16 protein-coding genes and 1 tRNA gene are annotated in these 23,197 nt (G+C 38.4%); 8 read left to right on the top strand and 9 right to left on the bottom strand.

All coding sequences use genetic code 11. From position 1 onward, the window contains the following. Positions 1 to 28: 28 nt before the first annotated feature. From OK18_RS12295 to OK18_RS12285, 3 genes are read left to right on the top strand one after another with little or no spacing between them, the layout of a single operon-like run. Positions 29 to 883, top strand: a complete 855-nt coding sequence (locus OK18_RS12295; protein WP_262483586.1) for a transketolase — start codon at positions 29 to 31, stop codon at positions 881 to 883. Between the two features lie 31 nt (positions 884 to 914). Further along, a complete protein-coding gene (locus OK18_RS12290) occupies positions 915 to 2,045 on the top strand; it encodes a hypothetical protein (RefSeq protein ID WP_156173278.1) in 1,131 nt (376 codons plus the stop codon). Between the two features lie 10 nt (positions 2,046 to 2,055). Then, the gene (locus OK18_RS12285) at positions 2,056 to 3,003 is read left to right on the top strand and encodes a transketolase family protein (protein ID WP_050022402.1); all 948 of its coding nucleotides are present in this window, start codon (positions 2,056 to 2,058) and stop codon (positions 3,001 to 3,003) included. Between the two features lie 126 nt (positions 3,004 to 3,129). Here the strand turns inward: OK18_RS12285 and OK18_RS12280 are convergent, their stop codons facing one another. From OK18_RS12280 to OK18_RS12270, 3 genes are all read right to left on the bottom strand, one after another. Next, a complete protein-coding gene (locus tag OK18_RS12280) occupies positions 3,130 to 3,507 on the bottom strand; it encodes a hypothetical protein (protein WP_053328173.1) in 378 nt (125 codons plus the stop codon). A 69-nt stretch (positions 3,508 to 3,576) separates the two neighbouring features. Beyond that, a complete protein-coding gene (locus OK18_RS12275) occupies positions 3,577 to 4,047 on the bottom strand; it encodes an Lrp/AsnC family transcriptional regulator (RefSeq protein WP_034682046.1) in 471 nt (156 codons plus the stop codon). A gap of 134 nt (positions 4,048 to 4,181) precedes the next feature. Then, positions 4,182 to 8,972, bottom strand: coding sequence for a translocation/assembly module TamB domain-containing protein (locus OK18_RS12270; protein ID WP_053328172.1), 4,791 nt, complete (start codon positions 8,970 to 8,972; stop codon positions 4,182 to 4,184). Between the two features lie 4 nt (positions 8,973 to 8,976). Between OK18_RS12270 and tsaD the strand changes: the two genes are divergently transcribed. Both tsaD and OK18_RS12260 read left to right on the top strand, forming a co-directional pair. Further along, positions 8,977 to 9,993, top strand: a complete 1,017-nt coding sequence (gene tsaD, locus OK18_RS12265) for a tRNA (adenosine(37)-N6)-threonylcarbamoyltransferase complex transferase subunit TsaD (RefSeq protein WP_053328171.1) — start codon at positions 8,977 to 8,979, stop codon at positions 9,991 to 9,993. Between the two features lie 177 nt (positions 9,994 to 10,170). Next, positions 10,171 to 10,866, top strand: coding sequence for an RsmE family RNA methyltransferase (locus tag OK18_RS12260; RefSeq protein ID WP_053328170.1), 696 nt, complete (start codon positions 10,171 to 10,173; stop codon positions 10,864 to 10,866). 68 nt (positions 10,867 to 10,934) lie between these two features. Here OK18_RS12260 and OK18_RS12255 read toward each other — a convergent pair whose 3' ends face one another. Next, positions 10,935 to 11,615, bottom strand: a complete 681-nt coding sequence (locus OK18_RS12255; protein ID WP_128572520.1) for a TrmH family RNA methyltransferase — start codon at positions 11,613 to 11,615, stop codon at positions 10,935 to 10,937. 159 nt (positions 11,616 to 11,774) lie between these two features. On the opposite strand from OK18_RS12255, the gene OK18_RS12250 reads away from it, so the two are divergent. The 3 genes from OK18_RS12250 to OK18_RS12240 all read left to right on the top strand — a co-directional run bounded on the left by OK18_RS12250 (position 11,775) and on the right by OK18_RS12240 (position 14,547). Further along, complete coding sequence (locus OK18_RS12250) at positions 11,775 to 12,791, top strand: asparaginase (RefSeq protein ID WP_050022406.1); 1,017 nt, start codon at positions 11,775 to 11,777, stop codon at positions 12,789 to 12,791. Positions 12,792 to 12,846: 55 nt separating this feature from the next. Further along, a tRNA-Ser gene (locus OK18_RS12245) sits at positions 12,847 to 12,933 on the top strand. Positions 12,934 to 13,743: 810 nt separating this feature from the next. Further along, the gene (locus OK18_RS12240; protein ID WP_082129186.1) at positions 13,744 to 14,547 is read left to right on the top strand and encodes a DUF2490 domain-containing protein; all 804 of its coding nucleotides are present in this window, start codon (positions 13,744 to 13,746) and stop codon (positions 14,545 to 14,547) included. Positions 14,548 to 14,797: 250 nt separating this feature from the next. Here the strand turns inward: OK18_RS12240 and OK18_RS12235 are convergent, their stop codons facing one another. The 5 genes from OK18_RS12235 to OK18_RS12215 all read right to left on the bottom strand — a co-directional run bounded on the left by OK18_RS12235 (position 14,798) and on the right by OK18_RS12215 (position 23,097). Continuing rightward, complete coding sequence (locus OK18_RS12235) at positions 14,798 to 15,493, bottom strand: hypothetical protein (RefSeq protein ID WP_050022408.1); 696 nt, start codon at positions 15,491 to 15,493, stop codon at positions 14,798 to 14,800. 131 nt (positions 15,494 to 15,624) lie between these two features. Beyond that, a complete protein-coding gene (locus OK18_RS12230) occupies positions 15,625 to 17,157 on the bottom strand; it encodes a M20/M25/M40 family metallo-hydrolase (protein ID WP_053328168.1) in 1,533 nt (510 codons plus the stop codon). A gap of 215 nt (positions 17,158 to 17,372) precedes the next feature. Continuing rightward, positions 17,373 to 18,830 (bottom strand): TolC family protein, encoded by a 1,458-nt coding sequence (locus OK18_RS12225; RefSeq protein ID WP_053328167.1) that lies wholly within the window; start codon positions 18,828 to 18,830, stop codon positions 17,373 to 17,375. Continuing rightward, the gene (locus tag OK18_RS12220; protein ID WP_053328166.1) at positions 18,802 to 21,993 is read right to left on the bottom strand and encodes an efflux RND transporter permease subunit; all 3,192 of its coding nucleotides are present in this window, start codon (positions 21,991 to 21,993) and stop codon (positions 18,802 to 18,804) included. Before OK18_RS12220 ends, OK18_RS12225 begins: the two co-directional genes overlap by 29 nt. Before the next feature lie 21 nt (positions 21,994 to 22,014). Further along, complete coding sequence (locus tag OK18_RS12215) at positions 22,015 to 23,097, bottom strand: efflux RND transporter periplasmic adaptor subunit (protein ID WP_050022410.1); 1,083 nt, start codon at positions 23,095 to 23,097, stop codon at positions 22,015 to 22,017. Between the last annotated feature and the right edge of the window lie 100 nt (positions 23,098 to 23,197).

Below are 23,197 nucleotides of genomic sequence, written 5' to 3'. Positions count from 1 at the left end.
TGTAAATTCGCGTGCAAATAAATCAGATATAATGAGTAAAAGTATTGAAGAGTTAAAATCTCTTACTACGCAGATCAGAAGAGACATTTTAAGAATGGTTCACGCTGTTAATTCAGGACACCCGGGTGGAAGTTTAGGATGTACAGAATTCTTTACAGCACTTTACGGAAAGGTGATGAACTATCATCTTCCTTTTACCATGGAGGGTAAAAATGAAGATCATTTTTATTTATCAAACGGGCACATTTCACCAGTGTACTACTCTACTCTGGCAAGATTCGGATTCTTTCCGGTAGAAGAGCTGAGCACGTTCAGAAAACTGGATTCGAGATTACAGGGACACCCAACTACCCATGAAGGTCTTCCGGGAATCAGAATCGCTTCAGGTTCTCTTGGACAAGGACTTTCTGTAGCGCTTGGTGTTGCTCAGGGAAAAAAACTGGATGGAGACAAGTCGCTTGTGTACTCCCTTCACGGAGACGGAGAGCTTCAGGAAGGTCAAATCTGGGAAGCTTTAATGTATGCTGCCGGTAAAAAAGTAGACAACATTATTTCTACTATTGATTACAACGGACGCCAGATTGACGGTGATACTGATGATGTATTAACCTTAGGAGATCTTCATGCCAAACTTGAGGCATTCGGATGGATTGTTTTGGAAGAAAAGAACGGTAATGACCTGGAAGCAGTAATTGGTATTCTTGAAAGAGCAAAAGCAGAAACAGGAAAAGAAAAACCTGTAGCTATTATTCTTCATACAGAAATGGGTTACGGAGTAGATTATATGATGGGATCTCATGCATGGCACGGAAAAGCTCCTAACGACGAGCAACTGGAAACAGCTTTCAAACAATTGTATTTAGAAGCCCCTGCTGATTACTAGTATCTTTAAAAAATCAGACCATTAAATTTTCATGAAAAAGTTCATATTTATTTGCCTTCTTACAAGTTTTGTTATTGGAATGGCTCAGGAAAAGAGAATCTCTTTTGCAAAAGAGTTCACCTACCGGGTTGTAGGCAATAATCCCGCCACTCCTTTAGTAAGAATGTATGTAAGCAGCAATAATGAATTTCTTTCTACTGTCAGTTTTAAGGATTTTCCTATGTATTTCTTTACTGATGCTTTGGCCACAAGCCCTGTAGGTATGGAAATGAACAACCGCCTTAGTGGATATGGGGCAGGAAGCTATTTCTTTGGTGCAGTATCATCCGCTTATTCAGAAGATGATTATGCTTTAGAATCCAAAAAACTGAATACCAGGGAAACAGTATTGGGTATGCCTTGTACTCATTATCTTATTAATTTCAGATCAAAGAAAGAAACTTTTACGCGTGAAAATGATTTTCTGAAAGTTTGTATTGATGAAGCCTCTCCCTATAACAGCTTCACTGTTTTTAACGGCTTGCTGAAACAGTATCTTAGTATTCCCAAACTTGAAAAAAGCAGCTTGAAAGGGTTGATTTTAAAACTGGCCCCGGAAAAGGATTATGATAAAGAATATCTTGTGTTGAAATCTGTTTCGGATTCTAAAGACTTTGTTCTTATTGATCATAAAAAGATCATCACGGATCAGCAAAGAAAGCATGATTCAATAATGATTGCCTACAAAAAACAACAGGATGAGTATAATAATAGGGCAGACTCGGCTGTAGTGGCTGCAGATTCTACCGTGGTATCAGATTCTGATGATTACATCTATATCCCGGACTATGCATCCGAATATAAAAAAAATCACCAGGAGGATGGAAATCTGGCTATTCATACTCTGTCTAATGTTAAACTCTGGAAGGGATTACCTCAACATTGTAAAAATTTTGAGAAAGAACTTCCCAAGTTCAATCATAAAGAATTACAGGGGCATTTAAAAAATTATGTGGGGCAAATATGTGATATGTACCTTACACAATCCAACTACCATACAGTGGGAATCAAAATTACGTTAGATGAAATACGACGTGAGGTACTCTACCTTAACGAAATTCATGAAAAACTTGATGCTTCTGATAAAAAGAAATTAAACAATTATTTAAAAAATCTCGATTAAAAAAATAAAAATGAAATATACATATACAGAAAAAAAGGATACTCGTTCAGGATTCGGAGCCGGATTAGCTGAGCTCGCTGATAAAAATCCCAATGTAGTAGCATTATGTGCAGACCTTATCGGTTCTTTAAAAATGGAGAAATTCATTGAAAAAGCTCCGGAAAGATTCTTCCAGGTGGGTATTGCTGAAGCCAACATGATGGGACTTGCAGCAGGTCTTAGCATTACGGGAAAGATCCCTTTCACCGGAACTTTTGCTAACTTCTCTACCTCAAGGGTGTATGACCAGATTCGTCAGTCTATTGCTTATTCCGGAAAGAATGTAAAAATATGTGCGTCTCATGCCGGCCTTACCTTAGGGGAAGATGGAGCTACTCACCAGGTTTTGGAAGACATCGGTATGATGAAAATGCTTCCGGGAATGACTGTTATCAATCCTTGTGACTACAACCAGACAAAAGCAGCTACTATTGCTATTGCAGATTTTGAAGGTCCTGTATATTTAAGATTCGGAAGGCCTACTGTTCCTGTATTCATGCCTGAAGATATGCCTTTCGAAATCGGAAAAGGAATTATGTTGCAGGAAGGTACCGACGTAACGATTGTTGCAACCGGACACCTTGTATGGGAGTCTCTTGTAGCAGCTGACGAGCTTGAAAAAGAAGGAATTTCCTGCGAAGTGATCAATATTCACACCATCAAACCATTGGATGAGGAAATCATCTTAAAATCTGTTGAAAAAACCGGTAAAATTGTAACGGCTGAGGAGCACAACTACCTTGGAGGTTTAGGAGAATCCATTGCCGGAATGCTGGCAAGAAGAAGACCTACAAGACAGGAATTCGTAGCGGTAAATGATACTTTCGGAGAATCTGCAACGCCTGCTGAACTTATGAAGAAATATAAAATTGATGCTGCAGCTGTAAAAGAAGCTGTAAAAAGGGTTTTAGCTAACTAAGACAATTATAAATCTACATAAAACTACGGCTGGTTCTTCGAACCAGCCGTAGTTTTTTATCTTAAAGGAACTTCCGGAATTTATTAAAATAACCGGTAATGCTCCCTTGTGGGCTTTAAAATTTGCTTATTTAAAAAACTTCCATTTGGGAATGATGGCAAGCATTCCGAATCCTGTAAACAGGAAAAGATTGGTGACATCGGTGTACAGAAATGTTGACAGATAATAGTTATGCATAAAGAAATGCAGTACCAGAAGAACCGGAAACATAAAGATTCCGATTTTCCTGTAGAAAAACATCAACACCAATCCTATCATCATCAGCAGATCAATAGAAAAGATAATATAAAAATACCATCTTGGAATATCCAGGTATTCATGCTGCAAATATTCATCCACGTCAATTCCTAATCCCATTATGGTAAATAACATCAAAGCAGCAAAGGCCAATACAAAACCCCATCCTTTCTTCGGATCTTCGTCAAAATAGCTGTATTCTTCCATAGGTACAAAAATAAAGAACTTATGAGAGATTTCATAAGTTCTTTTATAATTATTCGTTTAAAATTTGAATTAAATAGAGATAGCGTTGATCAGTCTGTTTTTATCGCTTAGGTACTCTTCCATAGAAATCATACTTTCAGTTCTCATTACATCCTGAATATCATCGATCTGATAAATAATTCTTTTAGCATCATCTGTATTCTTAGCTCTTACTTTACAGAAAATATTATATTTCCCGGAAATAACGCTAGCCTCGATTACGTTAGGAATAGTTGACAATTCTTTCAATACTTCCTGAGTACGGTTTGATTTTGTCAAAAGAATTCCGATGAAAGCTGTAAAGTGATAGTCCAGCTTACCATAATCGATGTTAAGAGATGATCCCAAAATAATACCTGCATCTTCCATCTTTTTCACTCTTACGTGAATTGTTCCAGCAGAAACATCCATCTGCTTTGCAATTTCAGTAAAAGGCATTCTTGTGTTTTCTACTAAGAAATCAAGAATCTTCTTGTCTATTTCGTCCAGTTGATAGTTCATATTAGTTAAATTACAATTTTCTTAAAAAATCTATGTATTTTTTGCAAATTTATAAAAAATAATTTAACTAAAAAAATTATATCAAATATTAACAATAATTAACACAGATGATAAAAATCATTAAAATATTACGATTATTTACCATTCGATTTTGTAGAATCTGTTTTTATTTCCGTTTTATTGTCAGAAGCTTTTTTATCTTTTTTCTTCTTTTTAAATAAAGAATTAAAGCTTTTACTCCACACAATCCCCCCTCCATACGCCTGATTAGCAGAACCGTTTGTACTTACCATCCCGATATTGGTAGGCTTGGAATAGGCCCTTATAACAAGGGAGCCGTCATTCTTTTTAGAAAGGTCATACTCTACAGAACCTTCCCCTGAAAGATAATTGTTCTGGGTATTGTCAGTTTTGGACAAAGGAATTCCCAGCCCGGTTTTTATATTAATTCTCGGCGAAAGGGCTACACTCACTCCGGCATTGGCCCTGTCTCCTATACTTGAGTTCTGATCTCCTTTCACATAATTCAGGTCGATCTGGAATTCATTACTCATGGTATTCAAAACGGACCCCAATTGTTTCAGAAGCATATTGTATCCGGATGATTCTGCCACGTTACCCACATTCACATCTACCCCTCCGCTATTGGATACATTGAAGGTACTCAGCAGGAGAACTGATCCGAACTGAAGAACCTTTTCTCCTTCCTGGCTCATTTTAGCAGCCAGTGTTTCTCTTACCTGGCTGGAAACATCTAAAGCGGTCACGTCAAGATCAATCTTTGGGTCTACCAACGACTGACTGATGTGGGCTTGCAGCAAAATACTGATCGGTTGTAGTTTACCCATACTCAGATATTCTCCCACGTTGGAAACCATTCTTACATAATTGGCATTAATATCCAACGCAGGTTTCATAGCATCCCCATCCCATCTGATACTACTATTCTTCTCAATCTGGAATGTTTTATTAAGGATGGCTTTAGAGACAAATGTTCCGTTATCTACTTTATAGGTTCCGTTCATTGCAATATTTCCCTGTCTGTTCATCTGGAATTTCAAAGGATCAGCAGTACCTTTTACTGTGATATTCCCCACATCATCACCCACCAGTACATTCACGGTAGTTCCTTTATCTACCGCCAGGTTAAAGTCGACATTCATATTGGCCCCTGTTTTTTTCTTCTCTTCCAGCGTTACCAAACCATCTTTTCCTTCTTTCAGGAACCTCAGCATTTTAAACTCTTCAACATTAGAGGTAGAACTGGAATTGAAAGTAAATGTACTTCCGTTAAGCGCCTTCATATTAGGAGTGGTAATGCTTAGGCCTGAAACCGGACCGTCCACATAAAGATCTCCCTGTCCGTAGACTCTTCCCCAGAACAAATCGTAATCTTTCTGAGTTGTATTCAGCATTAGCAGGTTATCAGCCCTCATTACCAGGGATACCCCCATAGAAGATAACGTCTCAAACTGGATTGCCCCGGAAATATTTCCTTTGGAGTTTGATCTTCCATCATGCACTTCAATGTTGTTGAGAATCGCAAGCCCTTTGGTTAATTGAATGACTGTATCATCAAATGAATAATCTACTCCTGTAAACAATAATTTTAAACCAAAATCTTTTAAAGCAATATCTCCGTTATAATCAAGGTTTTTGAGCTTCCCGTTGATTTTAAGATCTCCCGTTGCCTTTCCTCTCATGTTCCCGAAAATAGATTGTACAAACTGTTGTGTAAATGCCAGGTCAAAGTCACGCATCTGGGCAGTCAGATCTATATCAGGAGAAGAAGTATTGTTATTTACTGTACCGGTCACATCCAGTGAATTATTTCCCAGCGCTCCTGCTGAATGTACTTTGATATCAATATCATAAACATTTAACGAGAATCCGTTGGTAGCAGATATGGTAATATCCCCCATATCATTGCCATTCATCTTAATATCATCAATGGTAAGGTCTACCAAAGGCTGCAAAGTGCTCTTATCCATTTTGATTTTTACACTTCCATTGGCAAGGCCCTGTATATCCATTCCGTTTCCTCCGGATTGCATTTCCAGAAGTTTTTCTATAGAAAAATCATTGATATCGGCATCTACATAAAAATCTTTGGCTGATTTAAATTGGGCTTCTTTAATAAATAAGGCGCTTTTATCTGAGTAAATCCGTAAATTTCTGATATCAAAATCTCCTGTTTTCTTTTGATATGTAATAGAATGATTAAGCTCCGGGCTTGTATCTATAGCCCAGGTCACCTCGTTGAATTTTACTTCAGTAGGTTCAAATTTAAAGACATAATCACCCTGAGCATTGGTAGACTGATCCACATTAATTGCATATTCTTTAAGTTTATCCTCAGATTCATCCGCAGGACTTCCATGTTTAAATACAGTTGATAAATGCAGGGTTGTGCTGTTTTCGTTATTTCCTTTAAGTTCGAAATCTTTAATCACATTTTTATTGTACTCCAGCCTGGATATTTTCGCATACAGCTGCTGATTTAGGCTGGCAGTATTAATTCTTACTTTAACACTGTCAATCAGAGCACTATCCCGGCTGATATTCTTCCTGTCATTAACTTTATAGTCGGGATTAGAACTCGCTAAAGCTTTATCGGCATCTGTAATTTCATCTTCTTTGGTCATGATATACTTTAATGCGGCTGCATCAAGATTCAGGATCAGATTATTGGAATCCCCGTTATACTCTCCTTCCACCTTAGCTCCTTTAGGAAGCCTCAGATCAGGCAGAAAATAATTGACCAAGCCTTGCTGCACATCAAAATTCAAAGTAAAATTCTGTCCTCTGTACAGTTTTCTTGGGGGCGGGCCTACCAGTATTTTTCCAACTCCGTTTTCCACCATTCCGGCAAGATCAGCCAGGCTATATCTTCCGGATATCTTTCCTGTGGCAGCTCCCGGAGCATCCACATCAATTACTCTTCCTCCTGCATCTACAAAAGTCTTTAGCCTGGCGTTAGGAATAGTGTATTTTTGAGTAGCTGTAGCAAAATTAAGATTATTGGCATCAACATCTAATATCAGGTCATTAATGGATGACATGGACATCTTCCCCACAACCTGCCCGCTTACAATCTGATTGCCCGGTTTACCGGTAAAATAATTCATGTTCAGGTAACTGACATCAGCATTCACATCCATCGCAATTTTAGAGGTACTGAAATCAATAAGCCCTTTAACATTGGCTTTAGCCTGCTCATCATTGACAGTAATAAGCCCGTTATATTTTTTGTGATCCAGCAACCCGTCCAGGTAAAGATTATTAATTACCTTATCCATGATTTCAATGCTGGCAATCTGGGATTTCGTAGTAAGACGCATGGTATTAACATCAAAGCTCTGTCCATTCAGATCGAACTTACCGGAAATTAGCCCTACTGTTTTATTTTTGGTAATCACAGAAGTATTAAGATCCTTTACCTCAAGATACCCAGTATACTTAGGCATTGCAGTGCTATAACCCGTAAGAGAAAGCTTAGAGATTTTTGCCTGGCCGATCCCTGTCAATAAGTTTCCGCTTTCTACATAAACCTGATTCGGGTCTACTTTCGCCGTTCCGTTGTATTTTAACTTCCCGAAATCATCTGCAAAGTTTTTCATTTTACTGGAAATAAAGGTAGGCATCATCGCCTTTAAATCTTTATAAGTAAAGTCTGTAGAAAGATCTTTTGTTTCAATAGAAAAGTGTCCTTTCAACAGATTGTCAACTTTCATGGTTTTGGTAGCAATATTAACATCCGGATTTCTGATCAGAAAGTTTTCAAGATGGAATTTATTTAAAGGCCCTGTCATTTTCCCTGACAGGTTGAAAGGTTTAATATTATCCCAATTGGTTACAAAATAGCTGATATCATACCCACTCATCTGGCTTCCCTGCTTAATATTCATATCCCAACGTACCTTATCAGCAAAGTCAGACCATGAACCGTCATGAAGATTGAATTTAATATCTCCCTGAAGTAAAGTGTGGTCTGTATTTAAAGTAAGATCTTTTAATGATAAAAATTGATGTGTTAAGGAAAGTTCCGTTGAAAATGTGTCTACAAAGTGAGATTTTCCCCATCTGGAAGTAACGAAGGACATATTATTAATCAATGCAGAAACATTCGGACCATTAACTTTTACGTTGGGAGCTTTTAAGTTAAATCCGGTTGCAACAAGCCATTTTCCGGCCTCTCCCGGAGAATTCTCGTTTACAATCGATACTTTGGAATCAATAATCTGTACCCTCGAGTCCAATTGAAAAGGAGGCTTATTCGGATCTCTTTTCTTTCCGTTATCGAAAAGCTGGGTGAATCTTATAAAATTGGCAATACTGTCTCCCTTATAGGTGATTACTTTAATATCAGCATTCACAAGCGTAAGGGCATTGAAGCTTAAAGAATTACTATTTCCGGAAATAGCATTTACCGCAAGGGAAATCCAATCTGAATCAGCACGGAATTCACGGGCTTTTATAAAATCAAAGCCTTTATAATCTTTAACTTTCAGCCCTTTTATAGTAACATCCCCAAAATAGTTTACATCTACACTTTCTGTAGAAAAGTCTGCCTTAAAATCCTGGTTAACGATTTTAAGAGCCTGGTCTGCTGCCCATTGCTTGGTCACCGGAAGATTAATGGCAATCAGGACACCACCTACAAGAATAATCCCAAGCCAAAAGAGAATCAAAAGAAGCTTCGCCCACCAGGTGTAGCTTACCACATCTTTCATTGCCTGTTTTCCAAATTCCTCAGCCGTTTCTACAGGATGATGAATGGCATCTGAAGCCAGTTCAGAAGCCTCCTTTACTGTTTCCCGGACTTTTCCCTCAACATTCTCAACAGTTTTTTGTACCTGATCCCCTAGGTTTTCAGCTACTGATTTTTTATTCTCATTCTCGTTATTATTCTCTAACTTTGCCATTATTATGAGCGACTCTATAATTTTAGGTATTGAATCGTCTTGCGACGACACCTCAGCAGCTATCATCAAGGGGAATTCTATTCTTTCGAACATTGCCGCAAACCAGGCCATCCATAAGGAATATGGCGGTGTAGTCCCTGAACTGGCTTCACGAGCCCATCAACAAAATATAATTCCCGTTGTTGAAAAATCTTTTACTAAAGCAAATATACAACAAAATGCAATCTCAGCTATAGGATTTACACGTGGACCCGGACTTTTGGGATCACTTCTCGTAGGAACATCATTTGCTAAGTCATTGGCAATGAGCCTTAATGTTCCTTTAATTGAAGTTAATCACCTTCAAGCCCATATTTTAGCCCATTTCATCGAAGATGCAAATCCTGTGCCGCCCAAGTTTCCTTTTTTATGCCTTACCGTAAGTGGAGGACATACCATGATTGTTCTTGTAAAAGATTATTTTGATATGGAAATTATCGGAAAAACAATCGACGATGCTGCCGGTGAAGCTTTTGATAAAATCGGGAAGATTTTTGACCTGGATTATCCTGCCGGTCCTATTATCGACAAACTTGCCAGAGAGGGAAATCCTGATGCTTTTACATTCAATAAACCGAAATTAGAAAACTACGATTATTCTTTCAGTGGCATCAAAACTTCAGTATTATATTTCATCCAGAAAGAAGTCAGAAAAAATCCTGATTTCATCAAAGAAAACCTGAACGACCTCTGTGCCTCTGTACAAAAATGCATCATAGAAATTTTAATGAAAAAGCTTGAAAAGGCTGCACAGGAACTCAGCATCAGAGAAGTAGCCATTGCCGGAGGAGTCTCCGCAAATTCTGCATTAAGGAAAGCAATGGAAGACAACAAAGAAAAACTGGGCTGGAACATCTATATCCCAAAATTTGAATATACAACAGATAATGCCGCTATGATTGCCATGGTAGCGCAACTGAAATTCGAGAGAGGAGAATTTACAGATCTGAGGACAACCGCGACAGCGAAATATGATTTATAAGGCAAAATTGCTAAAGGGCAAATAATGTCTTTCCCTAATTTTAGCTGTATTGAAGTTATCATTTTTTTTTATTAGCATTTCAAATCAACTTAACGGTTTAAATAAACTTAAATATTAAAAGGCCTCATTACATCACTCCTATTTTACGATGTTGCCTTTTACCAGTTTGCCAATATTATGAAATTATTCTACGGAGAAATCAACGGAAATAAAGTGATCATCAACGATGAAGAGCAGCAGCACATCGTGAAAGTACTTCGCATGAAATCGGGAGAAGATATTCATGTGACGGATGGAAAAGGGAGACTTGCATCAGGAAGATTGGTTATAGAAGGGAAAAAAGCCGGCATGGAGGTGGCGGAGGTTAAAGAAAACTTAGAGGAATTCAATCCAAAATTACATATTGCCATAGCCCCTACCAAAAATATAGACCGCATTGAGTTTTTTGTAGAAAAGGCAGTAGAGATGGGCATTTCTGAAATCAGCATTATCTCAACTGAAAAAACGGAACGCAAAAATCTGAATATTGACAAGATCAGAAAACAGGCTATTGCAGCTTCAAAACAAAGCCTGAGATTTCATTTTCCGGTCATCCATGACATAGTAAAACTATCGGACTTCTTAAAGAATGCCAATCCCGAAAGTACTTTTGTAGCCCACTGTCATGAAAATTTAGAGAGAATGGAACTTAAGAACATTCCTGAAATGGAGCAAATTACTTTTTTAATTGGTCCTGAGGGAGATTTTTCCGAAAAGGAGATTTCTTTTCTCGCAGAAAATAAAATTCGGGCTGTATCTTTAGGAAATCAAAGGTTAAGAACAGAAACAGCCGGAGTTTTCGTAGCAGCGTGGAATTATTATAATATGGTCTGATCAGAATAGGAAGCAGAAAAAATATCCAGCTGAAGAAAGGAGGCTGACAAAGCTTCCTTTCTTTTTATTTATTTCCAGTCGATACTGTTTTCTTTAAGATATTTGTCAAAAATCTGCTGTCCGCTTCTTATTGAATTCACTGCCCAAAGGATTTTCATCCTTACAAGCTTTTCTTCATTTAATTTATAATCAATATCGGATTTTATCAGCTTTTGCTTCAGTTCATACATACAGATTGAAGCGGCCACAGAAACATTAAAGCTTCGGGTAAAGCCATACATGGGAATTGCCAGCGTCTCATCTGCAAAGTCGAGGATCTCCTGTGAAACTCCTTCCATTTCGGTTCCAAAAACCAAAGCTATAGGCTCAGTAATTTCATAATCAGGCAGCATTTTAGCATTATTTTCGAGGGAAACAGCTACAATTTTATAGCCTCTGTCTTTAATCTTCTGAAAAGATTCCATACTACGGGGAAGCTTTTCAACTTCCACCCAGGTATCTGCACCTTTTGTTACGCGAAGGTTGGGTTCAAAACTATACTCTTCCTGTAAAGCCACCACTTTATGAAAACCACAAGCTTCGACAGAGCGTACAATTGCTGCGGCATTCCGAAACTGATAAATATCCTCTACAACCGGAAGCACAAAATCAGAACTTTCCCGGGAAAAATGTTCGATTTTTGCCAGCCTTTCTTCTGTTAAAAATTGTTTTAAATATTCAAAAGTTTGTACTAAACCTTTCATCTTCATTGAGTTATTTTTTTCCATAGCCAGATCAACACTTATCATAGCACTTTATTTTTATAAAATTTTACTCTAAGCGTTTTATTCATTTTCAAATCTTTGCAAATTAACGTAATTTTGGGCTATGAATCCTATACGGGCTCTAATTCTAATCAAAAATAATACATGAAGCGAAAAGTCCTGCTCATCTATACCGGTGGAACCATCGGAATGGAAAAAGATTATGAAACCGGAAGTCTCCGCGCTTTCGATTTTGGTAATATATTCGAAAAGATGCCTGAAATGAAACTGATGGAATGTGAAGTTTTTGTGCATCCTTTTGCAAAACCACTGGACTCTTCCGATATGGGGCCTGAAGAATGGAAAATCATAGCCAATTATATCTACAAAAATTATAATGATTACGATGGCTTTCTGATCCTTCACGGAACAGATACCATGTCTTATACCGCATCTGCGCTGAGTTTCATGTTAAAAGGACTAAGGAAGCCTGTAATTATGACCGGTTCCCAGCTTCCGATCGGTGATCTGAGGACAGACGCTAAGGAAAACTTGTTGACGAGTCTTTATTATGCGAGTCTTTATGAAAATGATGAAGCCGTTATCCAGGAAGTTGCTATTTATTTTGAATACAAACTGCTGAGAGGAAACAGAACCTTGAAATATTCTGCAGAATATTTTGATGCATATGCCAGTCCGAACTATCCTATTCTCGGGCAATCCGGAGTCCATCTGAATATTATTAAAGATAATCTCTTCCGCTGCGATCCTACTATAGAATTTCATGTTGATGAACATATTTCCGAAGATATTTTATTCTGGAGAATTTTCCCGGGTATGCACCTGAGCCATTTCAGGGAAATCCCGAAAATGAAGGTCCTTATTTTGCAGGTTTTCGGCTCCGGAACCATTTTCAGTAGTGAAAGAACTCAGGAAACCCTTCAGGAAATCAGAAATAACGGAACTGAAATTGTAGTAGTAAGCCAGTGTATTTCAGGAGGAATATCGTTTGGAAAATATGAAAACAGCAATATTTTCTCCAGAATAGGAGCAATCAGCGGCAGGGATATGACTGCTGAAACGGCTATTACCAAAGCGATGCACTTAATAGACAACCCTAATTATCCGGGAAGCTTTGCTGAACACTTCACCAAAAGCCTCTGTGGAGAAATTACAGATTAAATTGCAATAATAATTTGCATATTAAAGAAAATATACTATTTTTGCAATCTCAAAAAGAAAGGTGTCCGAGTGGTTGAAGGAGCTACCCTGGAAAGGTAGTATACGGGTAACTGTATCGAGGGTTCGAATCCCTTCCTTTCTGCGAAGACCGAAAGCCAGAAGCTTTCAAAATGGTCTATAACACAAAAAACCTGTATTCATTAGGAATTACAGGTTTTTTTGTTTTTGGGGGGATCATCAAAGTTTCCATTTGATAAGGTCATTAAAAAAAGGGATCAAACGCAAAAGTTGTGGTCTTATAACATTTAGATCTATTTAATTTTTAAAATTCACGTAAAGGTTTCTTTTTGATACTCTTTATTTTAAGTAAGCTAAGAAATGATCGATTTTTAATCGCTTCTGATGAAGCGAACACTTTGCATGCGCTTAGTCAGCAGCTATAATGCCTTCTTTGCCTACTTGAAATAGAACATTATTTTTTTAAAACTTTGCGTGAAAAACGATCTCAATAATTTTGGCGCTCATCAATAATGAACAGAATTTTTTATATCCAGACCCAATTTATTATGTCCCCAACTTTTGCTCCTGATCCGATATAAACATACTTTCAATCTATTCTTATTTCAAATCCTCGTTAATAAACGATCTAACTTATCAAATAGCGTTTAATTTCAGATCAAATACTTTATTTCTTTCTTCCAATGTCAAAGAGAAAAATTGAGATTGAATAAACTCAAATCTTTTCTTAATAATTATTGTTATTCCCAAATCTTTCCTAAATCAAACCCTTATTTTGTCTTGTTTTTAAACAGTATTGAGGATTTTTGAATAAACATTCTATTCATAAAGCCTTATAATTTTGTTTTGACAAAATATATGTTCTGCGTATCACCGGCACTTTATCTAACCTTATGATTTCGCAAACATTAACATTAATAATAAAACAGTTTTCATGATGTCTGGTATTAAAAAAGTCCTTATCCTATTAAGTATAACAGGGTGTTTGGGGAGTCTTGTAAAAGCACAGATCAGCCCGCCTGGTCTGGGAGATGCCAGCACCGCATTCTGGTCGGCTTTTGGAGTGAAGCGCCAGCTGGATTCCCTGGGAAAAAAGCAAGCATTAAGCTATATTGCCATTGGCCGTAAAAGCAGCCCGGATAATGATAATTTATTTTCAAAACAGGCAATCTTTGTTCTCAACCACGAAGTTTACCATTCCTTCGCACCTCATCAGCAATACAGCTATGCAATCAGTTACCGGAGACAGCCACAATACGAAAGTTCAGCGCCCTACAATAAAGAAAGTACGGAACAGGAGTTCAGGGTTTATGGCAGGTATGCCTATACTTTTGATCTTGGAAGAAAATGGAAATTAAAAAATACGGTACGTCAGGAGTTCAGGAAGTTTTTTGATGCGGATTTCCACCAGGTTGAGGAAGATTTCCAATTCAGGACCCGCATTAAAAGTCAGATTACCTACAATGTATCGCCTGTTAATAATCAGAAGCTGGCATTAAGTGCTGAAGCATTATTTTCCATCAGCCACCTTAACGAACCTGATTCTCAATGGACTGCTTTCGGTTACCGTGAAATGCGTATTGCTGCTTATTATATGTTTACTATTCCCAATTCTCCTTTCACTGTAGATATAGGATATATGGATGATCTTATCCGGGATAGCAAAAGTATTCATAAGGGAGGAGTACACTATCTGGCGGCAGATTTGATCTGGAATATTCCTTACAAAAAACAATAGTTCTCAATTTTTAAACATTTTTAAAAATCATTCAATAGAAAAATTCCGGCCATTACTGGCCGGAATTGGTTTAGAAAACCCAAGGTCTTCTTACAATATAGTTAAGTTATGAATGTTTGGTGTAAAATTTTAGTTACATAGCGTCAAAAACTGTCGGCTCATCTGCACTTTGAATTTAGCTTCAGCTTTTAACTGACAATATATAGAGTGTTCAAATGCATGCATTGCTTTAAGTTTCTGGTCAATAAATTTAGTTACATAGCGTCAAAAACTGTCGGCTCATCTGCACTTTGAATTTAGCTTCAGCTTTTGACTGACAATATATAGAGTGTTCAAATGCATGCATTGCTTTAAGTTTCTGGTCAATAAATTCAGCAATATCCGCAATAGAGAAAATAAAGTCCCTGTATATCGCCATATTCACGGTTTGCCCATAATAGGGTAAATAAGCTTTCAAAAAAGGGATTACCTTCTGATGGCGATTATAACTGATACAATATCCCACTCCATCCATCGATGTGACAATATCATAATTATTGATATAATCAAGGATATTTTTACTACCATCCAGAGCATTCTGATTTTTCGAGCAGTATTTATTGATTTTATCGAGGATATGCTGTGCATACTCCATCATTGAGATATTTTTAAATTCAAATACCTGATTTAAGCCTTTTTGAGGCGCATCCCCTTTTTCGCAATGAGAACAGAAAGAGATTCCTATCTTATCATGATAAGGAAAAAAACAGTCTTTAATTTCGATAAAAGCATCTGCCTTCAACTTATCTTCTATAAAATTATAATAGAGATAAGGGCTGTATAAATCAGCAAGAGCTTTCAGATAATCTGTTTCGCTTGTATTATAATATTCTTCAAACCATTTTTCAAGATTGTCATAATAATGGTTTTCAAAGTCTTTAAAGTTTAAGTAAAATGGCAATTCCATAGCTCTGTAATTTTGATGAGACAAAGCTATTACCGTAATGCGACAAAACTTGACGTGTTATTTTTTTTTATGTATTAATGTAAAAAGTATCCATATTACGTCTTTCACCCATTTGCCCACAAAGCTGAAAGCTATTTATCATAGTTCTTCATGATATATTCAAAGTAGTGGATCATCTTCATATAGTTTTCTATACTAAGATATTCGTTTGTGCTATGGATACTTTGCTGTTCTGCGCTAGTAATTTTAATAGGCATAAACCTGTATACATTTTTACTTACAATCTCATATTTGCCGGCATCAGTACCTGCCATTGTAAGATAAGGAGTAACAATTGCCCCGGGATGAATTTCCTTAACGCCTGCTTCTATCATTTTAAAAGCTTTTGTATGGGTTGGGGAAATACCGGAAGCTTCTCTTGTATTATCGATTTCTTCCACCTCAACATCAAAACCTTTGGTAGCTCTGGCAATATGTTCCCTGACATCTTTTACCGTATTTCCGGGAAGCAATCGGAAATTCACTACAAATTCCACTTCAGGAGAAAGCACGTTTGTCCCATCACTTCCTTTCATCATCGTTAGAGCAGTAGTGGTGCGCACCAGGGCGTTAGTGGTATTATTTTTAGTTAGTTTTGATAGCAACAGTGGTCTTAAAAGCCATTGATTGGCAATTGCGAGCCTGCTCGTAAAAGGCATTGCACCACCAATATTATCGAAAAACTCTTTAATCAAAGGGGTTATCATAGGCTTCATCTGATCATCTTCAAGCCGCTTCATAATAACCGCTGCTTTCCCGATTGCACTTTCCATAGGAGGCATGGAAGAATGCCCGCCAAGACCTTTCACTTTTATTTTTGCTGAAAGAAAGCCTTTTTCAGCACAGCCTACTACAGCAACATCTGAATCTATTCCTGCTACATTGCCTTTTCGCATAATCAATCCTCCTTCATCATAAACAGCATCAAACTTCAATCCTTTCTTTTTAAAATAACCGGCAATCTGCATGGCTCCTTTTTGTCCTCCAACCTCTTCATCAAACCCAAATGCCAGATAAATATCACGTTGCTGAATTTGTTTGTTTCTGATCAGATTATTCATAGATTCCATCAAAGAGAAAAGCATTCCTTTCATATCAATTGCTCCCCTGCCATAAATCCTGCCATTCGCTACAGCTCCCGAAAACGGAGCATAATCCCAATCTTCTGCAACTTTTGTAACAGGAGACAAAGGTGTATCATCCGGTTTAAAAATATTGTCTTCTTTATTTTTGATATCGGCATCACCGGGAGGAACCACATCCATGTGCGCAAGAAACAAGATGGGTTCAAGTGCGGGATTACTTCCTTTGAGCCTGAATACCAGGCCATATTGATTTACTTCTACATTTTCCGCATGCTGATATACCAATGGATAAGATATTTTTAAATATTCTTTAAACCGGGCAAAAGGTGCATAATCAAATTCTCCCAAACTTCCTGTAGAGACTGTAGGAATCTTTATTCCCCCCGAAAGCCGCAGTATTGCAGAATCATTTTTTACAGGCTTCCATCCTTCTCCTGCATCAGCCATATTCTTCTTAAAGGGATAAGTATAGGTTTTAATGAGCAATATTGCAGCAAGAATAACAATAATCCCCAAAATGACTAAGAGAATTTTTTTCATGATCGGCTAATTTTGTGATACTTTGATTCTATAAATATAGCAAAGTATTTAGTCTTTAACAATTTATTTTACGTACAATAAAGACGAAACTGTAATTCTGGTGAAAAAAGACACCGCTTTTATGAGACAGACATCATACTGCTCCAATAAAAAAGGGCCCACTCCTAAGAATGAACCCTCAAACATTAACTGTTTATTGATTGAATTATGATGTTTTATTTCCAGCCACCACCTAAGCTTTTGTAGATATCAACTACTGTGCTCAGCTGTTTCTGCTTAGCTTCTATCAGCTCCATTTTGGCATCCAGTGCATCTCTTTGGTTTAAAAGCACTTCAAGATAATCCGCCCTGGAGTTCCGGAACAATTGGTTGGCAATATCAATAGATTGATCCAGCGCTTTTGTTTCCTGAGATTTCAATTGATAATACTGATCTATATTTTTAATTTTCGACATCAGGTTAGCTACATCCAGATAAGCATTCAAAATAGTTTTATCATACTCATAGAGCGCCTGAATTTGCTTGGCATCAGCTGTTTGAAAGTTAGCTTTTATTGCACTTTTATTGATAAGTGGCCCTGCTAATTCCCCAACCATATTGTAAGCAATAGATTCGGGCATTTTAACGAGATATGAAGGCTTAAAAGCCTCCAACCCCAACGTTGCTGAAATTTCAAGGGAAGGATAAAACTCTTTTCTTGCAGCTTCCACATCCAGTTTTGAAGATTTCAGTTCCAGTTCTGCCCGTTTGATATCCGGCCGGTTAGCCAATAATTGTGATGGGATCCCTGTATATATTGTCTGAGGGATTGTTGAAATAAAACTTTCCTTAGTTCTGGCAATCGGCTGCGGATATCTTCCCAGCAATGCATTGATTTCATTCTCTTTTTCTACAATTTCCTGGCGGATCGTATATTCCGAAGCCTTTGACTTGGCCAGCTCGGCTTCAAATTTTTTCACAGCCAGTTCTGTTGCAGCTGCAGCTTCCTTCTGGATTTTTGATATTTCCAGGGCTCTTTGCTGGAGCTTGATGTATTGTTGTATAATATCAAGCTGATTATCCAGCGCCAACAGTTCGTAGTAATGATCAGCAACTTCTTCGATAAGGTTAGACAATACAAAATTTTTCCCTTCTACTGTTGAAAGGTAATGGGCTACTGCGGATTCTTTTTCTGTCCTTAGCTTTTTCCAGATATCAATTTCCCAGCTGGTATTTAAGCCTGCTTCAAAATTTCCCAGTGGATCCGGAATCTTTTTCCCCGGCTCCATTTCCGTACTGGCATCCCCTGCTCCTTCACTGGTATAGCGTCCTGCTTTCTTTAGCCCGGCTCCGATTCCCGCAGAAACACTAGGGCTCAGTTTTCCTTTTTTGGCTAAAACGCCACTTTTTGCAATTTCTATTTCCTGAAGAGTAATCAAAAGCTCCTGGTTGTTTTTCAGGGCAATTTCAATAAGGCTTACAAGATTAGGATCGGTAAAAAACTGTCTCCAGGGAGTAGTCCCACTGTTGTTATTCTCATCAGCCTGCTCTTCCTGATTGAAATTCTGAGGTATATTTTCTTTTACCTCGTCTTTTATGACGGTCGCCATCGGCGCCTTACAACTTGCTAAAACAAGTGATAAGGCAATGGCGGTTATTATATTTCTAGTCTTCGAATTTTCCATCGTGTTCATAAGGTTCTGTTTGTTCTGTTAAAGGATTCTCTTCTTCATATCTTGCCAATCTGGACTTATCGGCAATCGTTCCGAAGATGTAGTACAATCCGGGGATAATCATCAACCCGAAAATGGTTCCTATCAGCATCCCTCCTGCCGCCGCAGTACCAATTGTCCTGTTACCGACAGCTCCCGGGCCTGTTGCAATAACCAGCGGAATCAGTCCCGCAATAAAAGCAAATGAGGTCATCAGAATCGGACGGAAACGGATAGCAGCTCCTTCAATAGCGGCTTTTGCTACCGGTATTCCTTCTTCAGCTTTTTTCTGAACGGCAAACTCTACAATCAATACGGCATTTTTACCTAAGAGACCGATCAGCATCACCATTGCTACCTGTGCATAGATGTTATTCTCCAATCCTAAAAGTTTTAAACATAAAAACGCCCCGAAAATACCTACCGGAAGAGATAAAATAACCGGCAACGGAAGAATAAAGCTCTCATATTGGGCAGAAAGGATCAGATAGACAAAACCCAGACACACCAGGAAGATAAAAACCGCTTCATTTCCACGGCTTACTTCATCTTTGGAAATCCCGGCCCAGTCGATACCAAAACCTCTCGGAAGTGTTTTATCTGCAACTTCCTGGATAGCCTTGATAGCCTGACCGCTACTGTATCCCGGTGCCGGAGTTCCGCTCACCTCTGCAGAGTTATACATATTGTGTCTGGTAATTTCCGATAATCCGTATACCTTTTCCAATCTCATAAAATCTGAATACGGAACCATCTGGTCTTTATCATTTTTCACATATAATTTCAACAGGTCAGATGGTAAGGCGCGGTATTGAGGGCCTGCCTGAACAATCACTTTATAGGGTCTGTCGAAACGGATAAAACTCGTTTCATAATTGGAACCAATGAGGGTAGACAGGTTATCCATTGCCTTTTCAATTGTTACTCCTTTCTGCTCTGCAAGATCGTTATCTATTTTAAGCATATATTGTGGGAAACTTGCAGAATAAAACGTAAATGCCGATCCCAGTTCCGGACGTTTTTTCAGCTCCTTCACAAAGTCGTTGCTTACCTGCTCCATTTTATGGTAATCCCCGCTTCCGGCTTTATCCAGCAGGCGAAGCTCAAAACCTCCGGCAGCACCATATCCCGGTACGGAAGGAGGCTGGAAGAATTCAATATTTGCTCCCGGAATATTTTTAGCCTTTTCTTCCAGTTTTTCAATAATTTCCGCAGCAGATTCCTTGCGGTCTTCCCAGCTCTTAAGGTTGATCAGACAGGTTCCGGAGTTGGATCCGGTACCTTCGGTCAGAATCTCGTATCCTGCCAGTGAAGAAACAGACTGTACACCGTCAATATCTTCAGACTCTCTTAAAAGTTCCCTGGCGATCTGGTTTGTTCTTTCCAATGTAGATCCCGGTGGTGTCTGGATAATTGCATAAATCATTCCCTGGTCTTCTGCCGGAATAAATCCTGAAGGCAGGGAATTACTCAGAAAGAATGTACAGGCACAAAATGCCAGCAATAACGGTAATGTTATTGTTTTTTTCGTCACTGTTTTATTCAGCAATTTTTCGTATCTGCCAGCTCCTTTTGTAAACAGGTTATTGAATTTATCAAGGAAGAGGGTAACCGGAGTTTTCTTTTTAGGTTTACCATGATTGTTTTTCAAGATCAAGGCACATAATGCCGGTGTCAATGTAAGTGCCACTACTCCTGATAAAATAATGGATGAAGCCATTGTAATAGAGAACTGACGGTAAAACACACCAACAGGACCAGACATAAATGCAATCGGAATAAATACGGATGCCATGACCAGTGTAATAGCGATAATAGCCCCGCTGATCTCATGCATTGCTTCTTCCGTTGCTTTCAATGGTGAAAGATGCTTTTCTTCCATTTTGGCATGAACGGCTTCAATGACTACAATCGCATCATCTACCACAACCCCGATCGCCATTACCAAAGCAAAGAGGGAAATCATATTCAGGGTAATTCCAAAGGCTGACATTACAGCAAATGTACCCACTAGTGAAACCGGAACCGCCAAGGCAGGAATTAAAGTGGAACGCCAGTCTCCCAGGAACAGGAACACCACTATTGCAACTAAAACGAAGGCCTCAAACAAAGTATGTATTACTTTTTCCATGGAAGCATCCAGGAATCTTGAAACGTCATAGCTGATATCGTAATGCATTCCTTTCGGGAAATTATTTTTTTCAAGATCCTTCATCAATGCTTTCACATTTTTGATAACATCACTTGCATTAGATCCGTATGACTGTTTTACTGTTATCGCAGCGGAAGGCTTTCCGTTCAATGTGGAATAAATATCATACATGGAACTTCCGAATTCTATATCAGCCACATCTTTCAGCCTCACAGATTCTCCATCCGGCTTTGCCTTCAGGATAATATTTCCGTAATCTTTTTCATTATTGAAACGTCCCGGATATTTTAATACATATTCGAAAGACTGTGAACGTTTTCCGGAACTCTCACCTGTTTTACCGGGAGATGCTTCCAAACTCTGCTCATTCAGGGATTCCATGACTTCATCAGCTGAAATATTATAAGCCGTAAGTCTATCCGGCTTAAGCCAGATCCGCATGGCATATTCCCGCGTACCCAGGATATCGGCAAAGCCTACACCACTCACCCTTCGCAATTCGGACATCACATTAATATCCGCGTAGTTGAAAAGGAACTTCTGATCGGCTTTAGGATCATCACTGTACAGGTTAATGTACATCAACATATTGGGTTCTTCACGGGTAATCTTTACCCCTTCCCGTACTACCAGGGGAGGTAGTTTATTCACGACTGAAGATACCCGGTTCTGCACATTTACTGCAGCTACATTGGGGTCGGTTCCCAAGTCAAATACAATCTGAATAGACGCTTCACCATCATTTCCGGCATCCGAAGTCATATATTTCATACCCGGCACCCCGTTCAGCCCCCTCTCCAATGGAATAACAACGGATTTAATCAAAAGCTCATTGTTTGCCCCGGGATATTCTGCCGTAATATTTACTTTAGGCGGAGAAATGGACGGGAATTGAGTCACCGGTAATTTAACTAGCGACAAAACTCCTAAAAATACAATAATCAATGAGATTACAATAGACAGAACAGGTCTGCGAATGAATTTCTTAAACATACTGTTTCATTTTTGAGTATACTACTCTGCTTTTAATTTCAATGATTGAAGAACCTTTTCAGGATCCTGAAACTTTGTTTTTATTTTTTGATCGTCTTTTACTTTCTGAACTCCTTCCAAAAGAATCCGGTCTCCTTTCGAAAGTCCTGACCCAACCACATACAGGTCGGGAAGCTCATAGGCAATTTTAATATTTCTGGATTTTGCTGTTCCGTTTTTGTCTATAACAAATACATATTTCTGATCCTGGATTTCGTACGTAGCTTTTTGCGGAATAATGAGGGCATTATGAACCGGCATTGCCATTTGTACTTTTCCTGTTTCCCCATTTCTAAGAAGTTTATCGGGATTAGGAAATTTGGCTCTGAAAGCAATATTCCCGGTTTCATTATCAAATTCACCTTCAATGGTTTGAATGATTCCTTTTTGAGAATAGGTTTCCCCATTGGCCGTAATCAGTGACACCTCATTACTTCCTCTGTCTGCAGCATGGGTCTGGTAGCTCAGATATTCCGGTTCCGAGACATTGAAATAAGTGTAAATACTGGTATTGTCAGAAAGAGAAGTAAGCAGATCTCCCTCATCTACCAGGCTTCCCAGTTTCAAAGGAATTCTATTGATAATTCCTGAAAACGGAGCTTTGATATCTGTAAACGACAAGTGAATCTGAGCCAGTTTCATTTCTGCATTCGCGGCGTCTAATTTGGCTTTCGCCATTGCCTTTTCATTTTTAGACACGATATTATTACCGGCCAATGTACTTGCATTTTTCAGTTCAATGGAAGCCTGCTCTACTTCAGCTTTTGCTTTTAATAGCTCTGCCTGGTACAGCTTGGGCATAATCCGGAATAAGGTCTGCCCTGCAGTCACATATTGTCCTTCATCTACAAAGATTTTTTCCAGGAATCCTTTTTCCTGGGCACGGACTTCAATATTCTTCACCGACTGGATTTGGGCCACGAATTCTTTATGAATTACTGTGTCCATTATTACAGGTGATGTTACGGGATAAACCGAGGCTTCTTCTTTCTCCTCTTTTTTCTTGTTACATCCAACAGCCAATAACAGGATGCTTAATGCAATGCTTGAGACAACTCTTTTCATCATAATTCTAGAGTTTAATATAAATCGTTAATGTTTGAATAGATATACATGGTAATAGAGAGAATATGGTGAAGAGATGATTACCGGCATCTGCAGCACA

The sequence above is a fragment of the Chryseobacterium gallinarum genome (assembly GCF_001021975.1).
Taxonomy (GTDB): Bacteria; Bacteroidota; Bacteroidia; order Flavobacteriales; family Weeksellaceae; genus Chryseobacterium; species Chryseobacterium gallinarum.
Note: the sequence above shows the minus strand (reverse complement) of the source record. Positions and strands in the feature narration are given on the sequence as shown.

Coding starts and splice junctions, on each gene's coding strand:
- OK18_RS12290 (WP_156173278.1), top strand. CDS start 915: ATGAAAAAGTTCATATTTATTTGCCTTCTTACAAGTTTTGTTATTGGA.
- OK18_RS12285 (WP_050022402.1), top strand. CDS start 2,056: ATGAAATATACATATACAGAAAAAAAGGATACTCGTTCAGGATTCGGA.
- OK18_RS12280 (WP_053328173.1), bottom strand. CDS start 3,507: ATGGAAGAATACAGCTATTTTGACGAAGATCCGAAGAAAGGATGGGGT.
- OK18_RS12275 (WP_034682046.1), bottom strand. CDS start 4,047: ATGAACTATCAACTGGACGAAATAGACAAGAAGATTCTTGATTTCTTA.
- OK18_RS12270 (WP_053328172.1), bottom strand. CDS start 8,972: ATGGCAAAGTTAGAGAATAATAACGAGAATGAGAATAAAAAATCAGTA.
- tsaD (WP_053328171.1), top strand. CDS start 8,977: ATGAGCGACTCTATAATTTTAGGTATTGAATCGTCTTGCGACGACACC.
- OK18_RS12260 (WP_053328170.1), top strand. CDS start 10,171: ATGAAATTATTCTACGGAGAAATCAACGGAAATAAAGTGATCATCAAC.
- OK18_RS12255 (WP_128572520.1), bottom strand. CDS start 11,615: ATGAAGATGAAAGGTTTAGTACAAACTTTTGAATATTTAAAACAATTT.
- OK18_RS12250 (WP_050022406.1), top strand. CDS start 11,775: ATGAAGCGAAAAGTCCTGCTCATCTATACCGGTGGAACCATCGGAATG.
- OK18_RS12240 (WP_082129186.1), top strand. CDS start 13,744: ATGATGTCTGGTATTAAAAAAGTCCTTATCCTATTAAGTATAACAGGG.
- OK18_RS12235 (WP_050022408.1), bottom strand. CDS start 15,493: ATGGAATTGCCATTTTACTTAAACTTTAAAGACTTTGAAAACCATTAT.
- OK18_RS12230 (WP_053328168.1), bottom strand. CDS start 17,157: ATGAAAAAAATTCTCTTAGTCATTTTGGGGATTATTGTTATTCTTGCT.
- OK18_RS12225 (WP_053328167.1), bottom strand. CDS start 18,830: ATGAACACGATGGAAAATTCGAAGACTAGAAATATAATAACCGCCATT.
- OK18_RS12220 (WP_053328166.1), bottom strand. CDS start 21,993: ATGTTTAAGAAATTCATTCGCAGACCTGTTCTGTCTATTGTAATCTCA.
- OK18_RS12215 (WP_050022410.1), bottom strand. CDS start 23,097: ATGAAAAGAGTTGTCTCAAGCATTGCATTAAGCATCCTGTTATTGGCT.